Genomic DNA, 17,043 nt, shown 5'->3' with positions numbered 1-17,043 from the left:
GCTCCCCACGCTTTCGCATCTCAGCGTCAGTATCTGTCCAGAAGGCCGCCTTCGCCACCGGTATTCCTCCACATCTCTACGCATTTCACCGCTACACGTGGAATTCTACCTTCCTCTACAATACTCCAGATAACCAGTTTTAAGTGCAATTCCTAGGTTAAGCCCAGGGCTTTCACACCTAACTTAATCATCCGCCTACATGCCCTTTACGCCCAGTCATTCCGATTAACGCTCGCACCCTCCGTATTACCGCGGCTGCTGGCACGGAGTTAGCCGGTGCTTCTTCTGTAATTAACGTCAATTGTTGCATCTATTAGATACAACACCTTCCTCATTACCGAAAGTACTTTACAACCCGAAGGCCTTCTTCATACACGCGGCATGGCTGCATCAGGGTTTCCCCCATTGTGCAATATTCCCCACTGCTGCCTCCCGTAGGAGTCTGGACCGTGTCTCAGTTCCAGTGTGGCTGGTCATCCTCTCAGACCAGCTAGAGATCGTCGCCTTGGTGAGCCTTTACCCCACCAACTAGCTAATCCCATATGGGTTCATCAAATGGCACATGGCCCGAAGGTCCCATGCTTTGGTTTCTCAACTTTATGAGGTATTAGCAGTCGTTTCCAACTGTTGTCCCTCGCCATTCGGCAGATCCCCATACCTTACTCACCCGTCCGCCACTCGTCATCAAGTGCAAGCACTCATGTTACCGTTCGACTTGCATGTGTTAAGCCTGCCGCCAGCGTTCAATCTGAGCCATGATCAAACTCTTCAATTTAAAGTTTGATGCTCAATAACTGTCTCTGACATATTCAAATGAATCTTCAGTGTCACTTATCAAGACTTTATTTTTTAAGTCCGTAGACTTTAATCTTTTCGTCTCGCAAGTGCCCACACAGATTGTCTGTTTCTTAATTTTTAAAGAGCTGACAGCTTCTTTTACTTTAACTTCCTTCAACCTCTCGGCTGATTCAGTTTGCTGTCTCAAGGGCTGCGTATACTACGCCACACCTTCTTATTCGTCAAGATCTTTTTTCTAAAATTTCGATCTTCTTCACTAACTCACCACTGTCTGATTACTCATGACTGCGTGTCAGTGGATGCGCATTATAGGGGCTTCATTTTTTTTAGCAAGTAAAAAAGAGTAATTATTTATTCGGTCGCATAACCTTTAAACACTAACAATTTTAATTGTTTGATATTTATTGAGATTATAATTTACTAATTTAGGAACAAGTTTTTCTACATATTGATTATATATTGTACTTAATACAATATTATCTATATTAGATCTGATTATCTTATTTGCATCAAATTGTTCAGTAAGTAGATTATGAACACGAAAAGCGATTGCATTACCTGAATCAATAAAAGTAGCTTGTGGAAAAATGATCTGTAGTTCTTCTTTTATGAATGGATAATGGGTACAACCTAAAACTATGGTATCTGGTACTGTCGGCAAACTAAGCCATGGCTGCAATAAATCCCTTAATTGTTGCATATCTACAGGTATACCCTGTAATTTATTTTCTGCAATAAGAGCTAATTCTGACAAACCAAGGAGATTAACTGTACAATTTTTGGCAAATTCATTAATTAAATTCGTTGTATAAGTCCGTTGTATTGTTGCCTTGGTTGCTAAAAGTCCTATACTTTTATTTTGGGTAATTTGACTTGCTGGTTTAATAGCTGGTACCACTCCCACAATCGGGAAGGAAAATTTAGAGCGTAAACTAGGTAAACAAATTGTACTTGCTGTATTACAAGCAATTACAGCTAGACCAATTGAATAAGATTTGGTGATTGCTTCAATAACCGAATTTACTCGATTAATAAGAAATTCTGTGGATTTATCACCATAGGGAAACATCTCATTATCAAATGCATAAATATAATGCAAATTAGGCATTTTTTTGTGAATTTCATTATAGACAGATAATCCACCAATACCAGAATCAAACACTAATATTGATGGAGGTTGCCTTCTAATATTCATATTTGTTAACTAACAATCAATTGTAAATAAGTAGAATAAATGCGCACTATCGTAAATTGATTACAAATTAATGCAAGTAATTTTATTTAAGCTAATACTAGCTTTTTAGTTTATAAATAATTAAAATAGACGTCTAGATGGTAAAACTGCTAAAATAAACATCTTACAGCTCTACTTCATATTTCAAGCATTACATCCGATAAATTAAGAAGGTATATCATGTCAGAATTCCTATTTACTTCAGAATCCGTTTCAGAAGGTCATCCAGATAAAATCGCTGATCAAATTTCAGATGCTGTACTCGATGCTATATTAAAACAAGATCCTAAAGCTCATGTAGCCTGTGAAACATATATAAAAACAGGTATGGCTCTTGTAGGCGGAGAAATTACGACTTCTGCTTGGGTTGATATTGAAGAATTAACCAGAAAAACAATTAATAACATTGGTTACACTAGCTCTGAAATGGGATTTGATGCCAATTCATGTGCAGTGCTTAATGTAATAGGTAAACAGTCTCCTGATATTAATCAAGGTGTTAACCGAGGAAATCCTTTAGAACAAGGAGCCGGTGATCAAGGCATTATGTTTGGTTATGCCACCAATGAAATGCCAAATTTAATGCCAGCAGCAATTAGTTATGCCCATGATTTAATGCGTCGTCAAGCGGAAGTAAGAAAAAATGGTTCACTGCCATGGTTAAGGCCTGATGCTAAAAGCCAAGTTACATTAATATATGATAATAATCAAATTAAAGGGGTTGACACCATTGTTTTATCTACACAGCATTCACCCGAAATTGAACAAAAAGCACTACATGAAGCTGTAATGGAAGAAATTATTAAACCAACTTTGCCTGCAGAATGGTTAACGGCTAGAACTAAATATTTCATTAATCCTACAGGACGATTTGTTATTGGTGGCCCTATGGGGGACTGTGGATTAACTGGACGAAAAATAATTGTTGATACTTATGGTGGTGCAGCAAGACATGGTGGCGGTGCTTTTTCTGGTAAAGATCCATCTAAAGTAGACCGTTCTGCTGCCTACGCGGCTCGTTATGTAGCTAAAAATATTGTTGCGGCAGGGGTTGCAGATAAGTGTGAACTACAAATATCTTATGCAATTGGTGTTGCAAACCCAACTTCAATTTATGTAAATACCTTTGGTACTGAAAAAATAAATCATGAAAGAATAGTAGCATTAATTAAAGAATTTTTTGATTTAAGACCTTATGGTCTTATCCAAATGCTAGATCTGATTCAACCAATTTACCAAAAAACAGCTTCTTATGGTCACTTTGGTCGAGATATATTCCCTTGGGAACAAATAGATAAAGCAGCAGTTTTACGTGATGCAGCCGGTTTATAAAAAACGAATACCAATTTATTTGCATAATCAAGTATTGGCTTGTTTAAGACAACACTTAGCGCAAGCCAATAAAATTCTACAGTCAGAATATACTGAGCCCAAAATTACCTATAGGCCGAAAGGTAGTGTTGCAGGTAGCGCTTTTTTAACTCGCTGGGAAATTCAGCTCAATACCACAATGCTTCATGAAAATGACAAAACTTTTATTGAAGAGGTAATTCCTCATGAATTAGCTCATCTAATCGTTTTCAAAAAGTTTGGTAAAGTAAAACCACACGGTAAAGAATGGCAATATATAATGTCGGCAATTTTAGGTAGAACACCTAAAACTACACATAATTTCAGCGTGCATAATAATAACAATTATTTATATTATTGCCTATGCCAAGAACATTATTTATCCAAAGTAAGACATAATAAAATTCAACACAATAAAACCGAGTATTTATGTAGGAAATGCGGTACTATACTCAAACTTAGAAATTCTATCTGAAATTAAAATATTTTATGTGTAAATTTGATTATCATTTCTATAAAAGTTCTATATTTATAGTAATTCTTAGTATATTTCTTTATGTCATAGGTAATTTCTTTCTACCTTTATATGATGGGCTAACTGTGACATTAATAGAACATTCTCAATCCCTGTTTTTATTATTTATGTGTGCTTATACTTATCATTATGCTAAACGAGTCAATAATGATCCCGATCTGTATAAATTCTGGATTTGGACAATATTTTGGTGGTTTATGTTGTTTGGACGTGGAATAAGTTGGGGAAGAGATTTTTTTCCAGAAGTACCTCGTTTTTATTATAAAATAATAGCTAGTATTTTAATGGCAATTCCTATACTTAGTATATTTTTACCAACTATTCGTAGAGAAATTGCAAGACGCTTTAAATTTGAAGAGATCCCTGTTTGGCATATTGTATTTGCATTTCTTTTTTTAGGTATTGCCGATATTGCGGAACATCATCGCCTTGGTCATCAATTTTTAGTAATTACTAGAGATAGAAAAGATCTAATTGAGGAATTAATGGAAATACCTTGTTTACTCAGTTTAGCTTTAATTACTTTTTATATGCAAAAAAATGAACAGAAAAGGTTAAATTCATAATGTTAAGTTATCGCCATAGTTATCATGCTGGCAATCATGCTGACGTATTAAAACATATTGTATTAACCCTTTGCATAGAAGCATTAAAAGAAAAAGAAAAACCATTTTTATATTTAGATACTCATTCCGGTGCTGGACGATATTTATTGCAAGGTGAACATGCAGAAAAAACTGGGGAGTACTTATCAGGTATTAACTTAATCTGGCAACAACCAAACATCCCTGATTTACTCAATACCTATATTTCTATTTTAAAACGTTATAATCCTTATGAAACCTTAAAATATTATCCGGGGTCACCATTAATTGCCAAACAGTTATTACGTGAACAAGATCAACTCAATCTTACTGAATTACATCCAACTGATTATCCATTATTAAGACAGGAATTCAGTAAACATAAACGATCCAGGGTGTTACGTGAAGATGGCTTTGCCCAACTAAAATCGAAATTACCGCCTAAATCACGCCGAGGTATTATATTGATTGATCCCTCTTATGAGATCAAAAACGATTACCAACAAATTCCAACAGCCATACTAGATGCATATAAACGTTTTGCTACTGGAGTTTATTTAATTTGGTACCCTGTAGTTTCTCGTACCCAAACTCAGAGAATGATTGAAAATATTGTAAATTTAGGTATTAAACGAATTTCACAATTTGAATTAGCTATAAAACCAGATAATAACCAAAAAGGTATGACTGCATCCGGTATGATAGTTATAAATCCACCTTGGAAATTACAGCAACAAATGCAAACAATAATGCCATGGTTAAAAGAGATTTTAGATACCGAAAAAACAGGAAGCTTCACCATTAAACAGCTAGTTTCAGAATAGATTTATTAGTTCAATGCGAGGATAACCTCGCATTTCAAACTTGAAGTTTACAATAATAACCAAGACTTATTACATAAGAAACTAATAATATTTAACTTAAATTATGGAAAAAAGTGACAAGAAAATAGATAAATCCACAAAATGACCGTTAGTACCAGCGATAGACAAACTGCAGCTGAACCATAATCTTTGGCACGACCTGATAGCTCATGTCGCTCACTACCAATTCGATCTACAACACACTCAATCGCACTATTAATTAGTTCCACAATCATCACTACCCCAATAGAACCAAGTAATAAAATACGTTCATAGATGGAAAAATCAATTAACATAACAGTTATATAAGCAACAATCAGTAAAATCAATTCTTGGCGAAAAGCTGTTTCATATTTAATCGCAGATTTAAAACCCTTTATAGAATATTTGGTTGCATTAATAATGCGTTGTAATCCGGTCGCTTTTTCCATAATAGCATTCCAAAATTGAAATTATCTTACATAACCATAGTTCATCAGTCGTTGAAATCTTCTTTCAAGTAATACTGATAAATCCATATTTTCAAGTTCATTAAGATCATTAATTAATTGTTTTTTAAGAGAACTAGCTACAGTGGTATAATCGCGATGAGCTCCTCCAAGAGGTTCAGGAATGACGGAATCAATTAAATTTAATTTTAACAATTTATCCGCCGTCATATTCATCGCCTCAGCAGCAACAGGTGCTTTATCCGCACTTTTCCATAAAATTGAAGCACAACCTTCTGGTGAAATCACCGAGTAAGTACTATATTGAAGCATATTAACTTTATCTGATACCCCAATAGCAAGAGCGCCTCCGGAACCACCTTCACCTATTACCGTACAAATAGTAGGAACTTTTAAACGAGACATTTCTCGTAAATTACGAGCAATCGCCTCGGCTTGTCCGCGTTCTTCAGCACCAATTCCTGGATAAGCCCCGGGTGTATCAATAAAAGTAATAACTGGTAGCTTAAAACGCTCAGCTAATTGCATTAATCGCAAAGCTTTACGATAGCCTTCAGGTGCGGGCATACCAAAATTACGATAAATCTTTTGTTTAGTTTCACGACCTTTTTGATGACCAATGACCATTACTGGGCGCTCATCAATACGCGCTATACCACCAACAATTGCTTTATCATCAGCATAAGCCCTATCACCTGCTAATTCGTCAAAATCAGTAAAAATTTCTTTAATATAATCTAGAGTATAAGGTCGATTGGGGTGCCTAGCTAATTGTGCAACTTCCCAAGGAGATAAATTTGAAAATATTTTTTTAGTTAGTTCACGACTTTTTTGATTTAATTGTTTAATCTCTTTATCTAAATTGATATTTAATTCAACTTGTTGTGAATCAATATTCTTTAAGGAATTAATTTTAACTTCTAATTCCGCGATCGGCTTTTCAAATTCCAAAAAATTGTTCATAACGATTATGATTGCCTCTTGTTTTATTTTGTATTTTTTATAAATACATTACATAAACTTAATATACTGACTATTTCTTAAAATAAAATTAAGCCAATTCTACTATGTAACACTCATTGAAGTCATCTATATTTATTTCATTTGCGTTAATAATAAAATATCCTATTTATACTCATTAACATGGCATTATGTATTTAACTAAATACTACTATTTAATTGATTACTTATTAAAATTCAAACTCAATGCGGTCATTACCAAATAATGTCTTTAATTCAATAATAAGTGCATCTTCTGGTATTACTCTCCATGCGGTTCCAAATTGAATTCTTACAACGCTATCATCTCTCTGGTAATAAAGATTAACTGGTACACTTCCATGTCGAAAAGGTTCAAAAACTTGTTGTAACCGCGGTAACATTGCACGATTAACTTCATTTTCAACCAAAGTTACGGCGAGTCCTTTAACATATTTAGCCCGAGCATCTTTCAGATCAACAATTTCACGAACTGACATTTTAAGCCCACCATTAAAATCATCATTACTGACTTGCCCAGTAACTATTAAAATTTTATCTTTTACTAACAAGTGTTCGAATTTTTCTAATGTATCGGCAAAAAGCATAGCCTCTATACGACCAGATCGATCGTCTAAAGTAAATAAACCAATTCTATTACCTTTCTTAGTGATCCTTACTCTAGCATCAACCACAATGCCTGCAAGGGTTATCATTTTCCCCCAACCAGTTGGTGAAGCCTCACTAATACGTAGACCGCCAGCATAACGATTCAGTTCCTTTAAATATTGAGTAACTGGATGTCCGGTTAAATAAAGACCTAATGCATCACGTTCACCATCAAGTAAAACTTGTTCTGGCAACTCAGGAACCGCGGCATAAGCATGTTCTACTTGTTCTGGTTCTTCGGCTAAAACACCAAACATATCTTCTTGACCAATATCTTGAGCTTTAGCATATTGATCAGCGGCTTGCATTGCGTCATTAATACTATGTAAAATCGCAGCCCTATGTGGTCCTAATTTATCAAATGCACCAGCCATAGTTAGTTTTTCGAGTACTCGGCGATTAATTTTCTTCATATCACTACGAGCACAAAGTTCAAAAATATTTTTAAAATAGCCACCACTATTACGTGCTTCAACAATTGCTTCTATTGGACCTTCACCCACACCTTTTATGGCACCTATACCATAAACAATTTCACCTTTATCATTTACATGAAAGTGATAAAGTCCACTATTTATGTCGGGCGGATTAACTTTTAACCCCATTCGTAAACATTCATCAACTAAACCAACAATTTTATCAGTATTATCCATGTCAGCTGTCATTACTGCTGCCATAAACTCCGCAGGATAATGCGTTTTCAACCATAAAGTTTGATAAGAAACAAGAGCATATGCAGCAGAATGTGACTTATTAAATCCATAACCCGCAAACTTCTCAACTAGATCAAATATGCGCATGGAAAGTTCACCATCCACACCTTGTTTTTCGGCGCCTTCTTTAAACACCGAACGTTGTTTAGCCATTTCTTCAGGTTTTTTCTTACCCATTGCTCGTCGAAGCAAATCAGCACCACCTAAAGTATAACCTGATAAGGTTTGTGCAATTTGCATCACTTGTTCTTGATACAAAATAATGCCATATGTTGGTTCTAAAATAGGCTTTAAAGATTCATGTTGGTGATTTATATCTGGATAGGAAACTTCTTCTCGACCATGTTTACGATCAATAAAGTTATCTACCATACCAGATTGTAACGGTCCTGGACGGAATAATGCTACTAAAGCAATCATATCTTCAAAACAGTCTGGTTTTAACCGTCTGATTAAATCCTTCATGCCTCGGGATTCAAGCTGAAATACCGCGGTCGTTTCCGCCTTTAATAATAATTCAAAAGATTTTTCGTCATTAAGCGGGATATGAGTAATATCAATTTTCTTCTTGCCTTCTCTAGCTTGGCGTTCATTAATCATTTTGATAGCCCAATCAATAATGGTTAATGTTCTCAGTCCTAAAAAGTCAAATTTGACTAAGCCAGCATATTCAACATCATTTTTATCAAATTGAGTAACCGGATGATTTCCTTCCGGATCACAATAAATTGGTGAAAAATCAGTGATTTTAGTAGGTGAAATCACCACACCACCGGCATGTTTACCAGCGTTACGAGTTACACCTTCTAATTGGCGAGCAATATCAATTAGTGATTTAATTTCTTCATTATTATCATATAATTCTTGAAGTTGAGGTTCTACTTCAAAAGCTTTAGCTAATGTCATGCCTGGATCTAAAGGAATCAGTTTTGCAATCCGATCTACAAAACCATATGGATGCCCAAGTACTCGCCCCACATCTCGAATAACAGCTTTAGCTGCCATTGTACCAAAGGTTATAATTTGTGATACTGCGTCGCGACCATACATTTCTGCAACATGATCAATAACTAGATCACGCTTTTCCATACAAAAGTCGACATCAAAATCAGGCATTGAAACACGTTCAGGATTTAAAAATCGTTCGAAAAGGAGATCAAATGCTAAAGGATCTAAATCAGTAATTTTTAGAGAATAGGCAACTAATGAACCAGCACCTGAACCTCTTCCTGGACCAACAGGAATATCGTTATCTTTTGACCATTGTATGAATTCCATAACAATCAAGAAATAACCAGGGAAGCCCATTTGGTTAATTACGGTTAATTCTGTTTCTAAGCGTTCGTCATACACTGATCGTCTTTGTTTTCGAATTTCAGGGTCAGGGAAAAGAAATTCAAGCCGTTCCTCTAATCCTATCCGAGACTTATGTACTAAAAAATCTTCAGTCGACATATCTCCCGTAGGAAATTTAGGTAAAAAATATTCCCCTAATCGAATTGTAACATTACACCGTTTTGCAATTTCAACACTATTTTCTAATGCTTCAGGAAGATCAGAAAATAGTTCACACATTTCTTGTTCAGTGCGTAAATATTGTTCTGGCGAGTAATTTTTTGGTCTATTCGGATCGTCTAATGTATTACCATCATGGATTGCCACCCGAATTTCATGAGCTTCAAAATCTGAAGAATTTAGAAAACGGACATCATTTGTTGCCACAACAGGTAACGTATGTTGTTCAGCAAGTTGTACTGCGGTATGGATAAATAATTCTTCGTTAAGTCGTTTAGTTCGTACTAATTCAAAATAAAAATGATCAGCAAAATTATCAACATAAAATTGAATTGCCTTATCAATTATTGTGTGATTATTACGGATAATGCCAATACCAATATCACTGTTTCGACCAGCTAGTACAATTAAACCTTTACAGTGTTCTACTAACCATTCAGCATCAACAACTGGTAAATCACCAATATAGCCTCGTTGATAAGCTTTAGATATTAATAGAGTAAGATTTTGATACCCTTCATTATTAGCGGCTAAGATTGTCAGATGGTAAATATCATCTGGTAAATTGACACTTCTAATTGCTAGATCGGCACCGATGATCGGCTTAATTCCTTTAGACATTGCCGAACCATAAAATTTTACTAATCCACAAAGATTACAAAAATCAGTAATTGCAAAAGCAGGCATCTGCAATTTGCTCACCTCATTTACTAACGTATTAACTTTTGCAATGCCGTCAACCATCGAAAAGTCACTATGCAAATGAAGATGAATAAACTTATGTTCTGCCATAATTACCAAAAAAATTACAAAATAAAAATATTCGTAATTATAACATAAGCAGTTTAAATATTCTTATTCCGTTTATGAAAGAAAAATAATAGATAATAGTAATAATATAAATGAAGTCCGCCGATATTTAAGATAATCGGCGGAATAAAAAAGAACTAGATTTTTTTAAACAATACGGAGCCGTTAGTACCACCAAAACCGAAAGAATTACATAAAGCATATTCTAAGTTTTTGACTTGGCGGGCAGTATGTGGAACATAATCTAAATCACACCCTTCATCAGGATTATCTAGATTAATTGTTGGTGGAACCGCTTGATCACGCAATGCAAGCACCGTAAAAATTGATTCAACAGCTCCGGCAGCCCCTAGTAAATGACCAATCATTGATTTGGTAGAGCTAACCAATACTTTGTGAGAATTTTCTTTGAAAATACTTTTTACTGCTTGGGTTTCAGCCTTATCACCAGCAGGTGTCGATGTGCCGTGAGCATTAATGTAACCCACTTGCTCAGGAGTAATACCGGCATCGCGGATTGCACATTTCATTGCTAACGCTGCTCCACTACCATCTTCTGGGGGAGAAGTCATATGATATGCATCTGCACTCATACCAAAACCAACAACCTCGGCATAGATTTTAGCACCACGTTTTTTGGCATGTTCATATTCTTCTAAGAACAAAATTCCTGCGCCATCACCAAGTACAAAACCATCACGGTCTTTATCCCATGGTCGGCTAGCGCCTTTAGGATTGTCATTATTAGTCGATAATGCCCGAGCTGCGCCAAAGCCACCAATACCTAACGGAGTACTAGCTTTTTCACCACCACCTGCTAACATTGCATCTGCATCACCATAAGCAATAATACGCGCTGCATGACCAATATTATGCACGCCTGATGAACAAGCAGTTGCTATAGTTATACTTGGTCCTTTTAATCCATAAATAATAGACAAATGACCCGCTATCATATTAACAATGGTTGAAGGTACAAAAAATGGGCTAATTTTACGAGGGCCACCATTAACTAGTGCACTATGATTTTCTTCAATTAAGCCTAATCCACCAATACCTGAACCAATAGCACAACCAATACGTTCTGCGTTTTCTTCGGTAATATCAATACCAGCATCTTGCATTGCTTGCATACCCGCAGCAATACCATATTGGATAAAATAATCCATTTTACGTGCATCTTTACGGGAAATATTATAATCTTCGCCATTAAAGTTTTTAACCATTGCGGCGAAACGGGTAGCGAATGGGGCTGTATCAAAGTGTTCTATGAGTTCAACGCCACTTTGACCTGCTAATAATGCTTGCCAGGTGGATTCAACTGTATTGCCGACTGGAGATATCATGCCCATTCCAGTAACAACAACTCTGCGTTTAGACACATTGTCCTCCAGAAAAGGATTGAAATGAAATTTGAATCAATGAGAATTTTACTTCTTGGTTTCCACTAGTTTTGCATCATATCTATATTAATTTAATAATATTGACATAAATACAAACTAGGCGATCATCTGACCGCCTATTATGAAAACGCTGGTAACCTTACTGATTTGCAGTAATATAATCAATTGCTGATTGAACAGTAGTGATTTTCTCAGCTTCTTCATCAGGAATTTCTGTATCAAATTCTTCTTCTAAAGCCATAACTAGTTCAACAGTATCAAGAGAGTCAGCGCCAAGATCTTCAACGAAAGAAGATTCATTTTTAACTTCTTCCTCTTTCACACCAAGTTGCTCAACAATAATTTTCTTAACTCGCTCTTCAATAGTGCTCATACTCTTTTTTTTCCTATAAAAATCGCCGAAAGTGGCAGTGAATGTAAGTTTATAAAATGTTGAAAAAGATGCAAACTATTTTTCAACCCAATTGCTTAATTTTTGTACAAATTATCAAAATTTTGATCTATTTTACACTATTCTGACTCATTACACCATATACATGCCACCATTGACATGTAAAGTTTCACCTGTGATGTAAGATGCCTCGTCGGAAACTAGAAATGCTACCGCATTAGCAATTTCTGCTGGTTCACCTAAACGTCCGGTAGGAACTTGAGCCAGAGTTAATGCTTTTTGTTCATCAGTTAGTGCTTCGGTCATATCAGTAGCAATAAAACCTGGTGCTACAACATTAACAGTAATACCTCGTGATGCGACTTCTCGTGCTAGTGATTTACTAAAACCGATTAATCCAGCTTTTGCAGCCGCATAATTAGCTTGCCCGGCATTGCCCATAGTACCAACGACTGAACCAATTGTAACAATTCGTCCATAACGTTTTTTCATCATAGTGCGCATTAATGCTTTAGATAAACGGAATACCGAAGTTAAATTAGTATCTAGGATATCTTGCCATTCGTCTTCTTTCATTCTCATTAACAAGTTATCACGAGTAATACCAGCATTGTTAACTAAAATATCAATATCACCAAATTCCGTTTTAATAGCATTAATCACTGACTCAATAGAGGCTTCATCGGTTACGTTTAAAGCAAAACCTTTACCTTTTGAGCCTAAATAATGGCTAATAGCTTCAGCGCCTTTTTCGGTTGTTGCCGTACCTATTACAGTGGCACCACAAGCAACCAACTTTTCTGCAATTGCTTTACCAATACCACGGCTAGCGCCAGTCACTAAAGCAATTTTTCCTGATAGATTCATAACTACCTCTGTTTATCATTTACTTTGTATTTTCTAGTGCCACATCTAATGAAGCTTTATCATTAACAGCGCAACTTGAAAGTGAATCAACAATACGTTTAGTTAAACCAGTTAACACTTTACCAGGTCCCATTTCAACTAAAAGTGTCACTCCTTGTTTAGCCATAAATTCAACTGTTTCAGTCCAACGAACCGGGCTATACAGTTGCGCAATTAAAGCTGCTTTTATATTTTCAGCTGATGTTTCAATTTTAACATTAACATTATTAATCACCGAAAATTTTGGTGAATTGAAGGTAATGGTATTTAATGTATCGGCTAATTTATCGGCTGCCGGTTTCATTAATGCACAATGCGATGGCACACTCACTGCAAGTGGCAGCGCTCGTTTAGCACCAGCTTCTTTACATAACACACCTGCTCGCTCAACCGCCTCTTTATTACCAGCGATAACAACTTGTCCTGGTGAATTAAAATTAACAGGAGCCACCACTTGGCCTTGTGCTGCTTGGTCACAGGCTTTGCTGATTGACTCATTATCTAATCCAATAATGGCATACATTGCACCGGTTCCACTTGGTACGGCCTCTTGCATTAATTTTCCACGAAGTTCAACTAACTTAATCGCATCTTTAAAATCAATTACTCCGGCACAAACTAAAGCTGAGTATTCCCCCAAACTATGACCAGCCATAAATTCTGGTAGGTTGCCATGCAAACTCTGCCAAACTCTAAAAATAGCTACCGATGAAGCTAGTAATGCTGGTTGTGTTTGCCAGGTTTTATTTAATTCTTCCGCCGGGCCTTGTTGTACGAGAGCCCATAAATCATAGCCCAAAACTTCAGAAGCTTCATCAAATGTTGCTTTCACAATAGGATAATTATCGGCTAAATCTTTTAACATACCGACGGCTTGTGAGCCTTGTCCCGGGAATACCATTGCAAATTTGGTCATTACTAAATCCTTGATCATTCAAAAATATAACTTATTATTAAAATCTAATTAGGGCTGATCCCCAAACAAATCCACCACCAAAAGCCTCTAATAAAATCAATTGCCCGCGTTTAATACGCCCATCTCGGACACCAACATCTAAAGCACAGGGAACCGAAGCAGCTGAAGTGTTGCCTTGTTTATCAAGGGTAACAATAACTTTGCTCATATCCATATCTAAACGTTTAGCGGTAGCAGTAATAATTCTTAAATTAGCTTGGTGAGGGACTAACCAATCCAAATCGGTTTTATTAAAGGCATTTTCAGTTAAAAGCTCATCTACTAAATTTGAAAGCTCTTTAACTGCAATTTTAAACACTTCATTTCCATGCATTGTCATATATACAGGATTAGTGATGTCACGACGATCTACGTATGGATATTTTAACAAATCCCCATAACGGCCATCTGCATGTAAATGTGAAGCAATAATACCGGGTTCATCCGATGCTCCAACGACGACGGCTCCGGCACCATCACCAAAAATAATGACCGTACCACGATCGCTTGGATCAACTCCTCGAGTTAACATGTCAGAACCAACAACTAAAGCATATTTTATGGCGCCGCTTTTAATATATTTATCGGCAATATCTAATGCATAAACAAATCCTGAGCATGCAGCGGACACATCAAACGCAATCATGTCAGCAATATCTAATTTGGCTTGTAATTCAGTAGCAGAACTTGGAAAAGCATTAACTGATGTTGCTGTGGCAACAATAATTAAGCCGATTTCATTTTTATCAATCTTAGCCATTTCAATGGCATTTATTGCTGCCTCATAAGCCATAGTAACGACTGTTTCATCTGGAGCAGCAATTCGCCTTTCCTTGATACCGGTACGGGTTGTGATCCACTCATCACTGGTATCCACCATTTTTTCCAGATCGGCATTGGTTCTAATGTGTTTGGGAAGATAACTCCCCGTTCCTAATATCTTTGTATACATCTATTTATTCGCTCTTAGGTAGTGCGGAAGAAAGACTGCTAGCAATCTTCTCTGGTATATTTGTTTGTATAGCCAAAATAGCTTGTTCTATTGCTGCAAAAAAGGATTTTTGATTGGCACTACCGTGACTTTTGATCACAATACTTCGAAGTCCAAGCAAACAAGCTCCATTATAACGTCCGGGGTCTAAATAACCAAAATTTTTTGCGATCTTTCTTTGTAGCCACTTACTCAATAATTTCATGAATAACGAATTTTTCTGTAATGATAATTTAAATGATGACATAAAAATCTTAATCAAACCTTCTACCGTTTTTAGCGTCACATTACCAACAAAACCATCACATACTAATACATCTGTTTTACCTGTTAACAGTTCATTCCCTTCCAAATAACCGATGAAATTAATTTGCTCATTGGCTTTCAAAATAGCAGCAGCTGAACGAATCTTGTCCAACCCTTTAATATCTTCTTCACCAATATTTAATAAAGCTACCCGAGGATGAGGGAGCTTAAGCACTGTTTTGGCCAGAATCTCGCCCATTATGGCAAATTGCACTAACATATTAGTATCACATTCAGCATTAGCACCTAAGTCGAGGACGACGGTATTTTGATTATTTAGTGCGGGTATAGTTGCAACTAATGCAGGACGATCAATACCGGTTAGCGAATGAAGCAATAATTTAGATAATCCCATCAACGCACCAGTATTACCAGAGCTTACGCATGCTTGAGCCTTATTGTCTTTAACCAACTCAAGAGCTATTCTCATTGACGAACCTTGACTATGCCGAATGGCATAAGCAGGTTTCATATCATTAGCAATAATAGATGTTGATTCAACAATAATTAAACGATCACTATTTTGATATTGAGTAACAAGTTGAGTATTTTCTTTGGACAAAAAAAGACTGATTTCTGTTGGTTCACCCACCAGAAAAATTGCTAGATTTGGGTAACGATTTAGTGCTTGTATTGCAGCAGGAACAACAATACGAGGACCGAAGTCCCCGCTCATAGCATCTAACGCAATGGTTAGATTATCCAAAATGTCACCTAAGGATTTCTAATTATAAGCTAATTACTTAGAAATCACTTTACGACCACGATAATAACCATCAGCGGTTACGTGATGACGTAAATGTGTTTTACCTGATTCATCAACTGAGATATTAGCAGCAGTTAATGCATCATGAGAACGACGCATACCACGTTTTGCACGAGTTTTACGATTCTGTTGAACAGCCATGGACTTACCCCTTATTCTTTAAACTATCTAAAATTGCAAATGGATTCGGTTTTTCATTCTCAGCTGGAATTTCACCAAATACCATATCTGCCTCTGACACTTCGCAGTGTTTACTATCATGTACCGGTGCTATTGGCAATGAGAGAATAATTTCATCCTCAAGTAACGCCAATATATCTATTTCACCAAACTCGTTCATGAGAACAGGTTCGTAATAATCCGGTAGTGTCTCTGCTTGAGCATCGCTCTTAACAGGACTAAATTTATTCATCACATGCACTTCAGTGATAAAAGGTTTAAAACAACGTTGACAAATTAGCTCTAACGTTATTTTAGCATCAATTGTGACAACACAAAGTTTTTGCTCATCATAATCAAAAGACAAGCTACACTCAATATCACTTTTTGGACTCTCAACCCTAGTTATACTTTTTGCCGGATAATATCCAACATAATCAAGCCTTTTTTGTGCTGCTTTAATCGGGTCGATTGTTAATGGTAATTTATTTTGCATAATATATGCATGCTACCTTAAATTTATTCGGTGTTGTTAAAAAATACACAAAGCCGTAAGGCGCGCATATTACCTTTAAATAAGGATTTCGTCAATGGGCGCGTATAATATAATTTGTATTAGTTATTGATTATTAATTTAAATAATCATTGTTAGTGTTGCCAAGATGTTT

General features: G+C 36.1%; 16 protein-coding genes and 1 rRNA gene. 4 read left to right on the top strand and 13 right to left on the bottom strand.

Annotation, left to right across the window (positions count from 1 at the left end):
• A 16S ribosomal RNA gene (locus A9G13_RS09560) occupies positions 1-775 on the bottom strand; the annotation flags it as partial.
• A 393-nt stretch (positions 776-1,168) separates the two neighbouring features.
• Positions 1,169-1,993 (bottom strand): glutamate racemase, encoded by an 825-nt coding sequence (murI, locus tag A9G13_RS09555; RefSeq protein ID WP_065557381.1) that lies wholly within the window; start codon positions 1,991-1,993, stop codon positions 1,169-1,171.
• A gap of 219 nt (positions 1,994-2,212) precedes the next feature.
• Between murI and metK the strand changes: the two genes are divergently transcribed.
• From metK to A9G13_RS09535, 4 genes are all read left to right on the top strand, one after another.
• Positions 2,213-3,364 (top strand): methionine adenosyltransferase, encoded by a 1,152-nt coding sequence (gene metK, locus A9G13_RS09550; RefSeq protein WP_065557380.1) that lies wholly within the window; start codon positions 2,213-2,215, stop codon positions 3,362-3,364.
• A complete protein-coding gene (locus A9G13_RS09545) occupies positions 3,348-3,857 on the top strand; it encodes a SprT family zinc-dependent metalloprotease (protein ID WP_065557379.1) in 510 nt (169 codons plus the stop codon). The genes metK and A9G13_RS09545 overlap by 17 nt, the downstream gene beginning before the upstream one ends.
• Positions 3,858-3,982: 125 nt before the next feature.
• Positions 3,983-4,483: a hypothetical protein gene (locus tag A9G13_RS09540; RefSeq protein WP_141670906.1), complete on the top strand. Its 501-nt coding sequence runs from the start codon at positions 3,983-3,985 to the stop codon at positions 4,481-4,483.
• Positions 4,483-5,325 carry a 23S rRNA (adenine(2030)-N(6))-methyltransferase RlmJ gene (locus A9G13_RS09535; protein WP_065557377.1) on the top strand — a complete coding sequence of 281 codons (843 nt, stop codon included), beginning with the start codon at positions 4,483-4,485 and terminating at the stop codon, positions 5,323-5,325. Before A9G13_RS09540 ends, A9G13_RS09535 begins: the two co-directional genes overlap by 1 nt.
• Positions 5,326-5,426: 101 nt before the next feature.
• Here the strand turns inward: A9G13_RS09535 and A9G13_RS09530 are convergent, their stop codons facing one another.
• The 11 genes from A9G13_RS09530 to yceD all read right to left on the bottom strand — a co-directional run bounded on the left by A9G13_RS09530 (position 5,427) and on the right by yceD (position 16,874).
• Complete coding sequence (locus A9G13_RS09530) at positions 5,427-5,795, bottom strand: diacylglycerol kinase (RefSeq protein ID WP_065557376.1); 369 nt, start codon at positions 5,793-5,795, stop codon at positions 5,427-5,429.
• A gap of 21 nt (positions 5,796-5,816) precedes the next feature.
• Complete coding sequence (accA, locus tag A9G13_RS09525; protein ID WP_065557375.1) at positions 5,817-6,776, bottom strand: acetyl-CoA carboxylase carboxyl transferase subunit alpha; 960 nt, start codon at positions 6,774-6,776, stop codon at positions 5,817-5,819.
• A gap of 227 nt (positions 6,777-7,003) precedes the next feature.
• The gene (gene dnaE / locus A9G13_RS09520; RefSeq protein ID WP_065557374.1) at positions 7,004-10,480 is read right to left on the bottom strand and encodes a DNA polymerase III subunit alpha; all 3,477 of its coding nucleotides are present in this window, start codon (positions 10,478-10,480) and stop codon (positions 7,004-7,006) included.
• 155 nt (positions 10,481-10,635) lie between these two features.
• On the bottom strand, positions 10,636-11,880 hold the full coding sequence (gene fabF / locus A9G13_RS09515) for a beta-ketoacyl-ACP synthase II (RefSeq protein WP_065557373.1): 1,245 nt from the start codon (positions 11,878-11,880) through the stop codon (positions 10,636-10,638).
• A 160-nt stretch (positions 11,881-12,040) separates the two neighbouring features.
• Positions 12,041-12,274 carry an acyl carrier protein gene (gene acpP, locus A9G13_RS09510; RefSeq protein ID WP_034948180.1) on the bottom strand — a complete coding sequence of 78 codons (234 nt, stop codon included), beginning with the start codon at positions 12,272-12,274 and terminating at the stop codon, positions 12,041-12,043.
• Positions 12,275-12,424: 150 nt separating this feature from the next.
• Entirely contained in the window at positions 12,425-13,159 is a 735-nt protein-coding gene (gene fabG, locus A9G13_RS09505) for a 3-oxoacyl-ACP reductase FabG (RefSeq protein ID WP_065557372.1), read from the bottom strand.
• 19 nt (positions 13,160-13,178) lie between these two features.
• On the bottom strand, positions 13,179-14,114 hold the full coding sequence (gene fabD, locus A9G13_RS09500; RefSeq protein WP_065557371.1) for an ACP S-malonyltransferase: 936 nt from the start codon (positions 14,112-14,114) through the stop codon (positions 13,179-13,181).
• Between the two features lie 37 nt (positions 14,115-14,151).
• On the bottom strand, positions 14,152-15,105 hold the full coding sequence (locus A9G13_RS09495; RefSeq protein WP_065557370.1) for a beta-ketoacyl-ACP synthase III: 954 nt from the start codon (positions 15,103-15,105) through the stop codon (positions 14,152-14,154).
• A gap of 4 nt (positions 15,106-15,109) precedes the next feature.
• Positions 15,110-16,156 (bottom strand): phosphate acyltransferase PlsX, encoded by a 1,047-nt coding sequence (gene plsX, locus A9G13_RS09490; RefSeq protein ID WP_081301224.1) that lies wholly within the window; start codon positions 16,154-16,156, stop codon positions 15,110-15,112.
• 33 nt (positions 16,157-16,189) lie between these two features.
• Positions 16,190-16,357, bottom strand: coding sequence for a 50S ribosomal protein L32 (rpmF, locus tag A9G13_RS09485; RefSeq protein WP_065557369.1), 168 nt, complete (start codon positions 16,355-16,357; stop codon positions 16,190-16,192).
• A 4-nt stretch (positions 16,358-16,361) separates the two neighbouring features.
• Positions 16,362-16,874 (bottom strand): 23S rRNA accumulation protein YceD, encoded by a 513-nt coding sequence (gene yceD / locus A9G13_RS09480; RefSeq protein ID WP_065557368.1) that lies wholly within the window; start codon positions 16,872-16,874, stop codon positions 16,362-16,364.
• Between the last annotated feature and the right edge of the window lie 169 nt (positions 16,875-17,043).

This window comes from Gilliamella sp. wkB178 (assembly GCF_001690705.1).
In the GTDB taxonomy this organism is placed as follows: Bacteria; Pseudomonadota; Gammaproteobacteria; order Enterobacterales; family Orbaceae; genus Gilliamella; species Gilliamella apicola_K.
The sequence above is the reverse complement of the archived record's forward strand: the minus strand, read 5'-3'. Positions and strand labels throughout refer to the sequence as shown.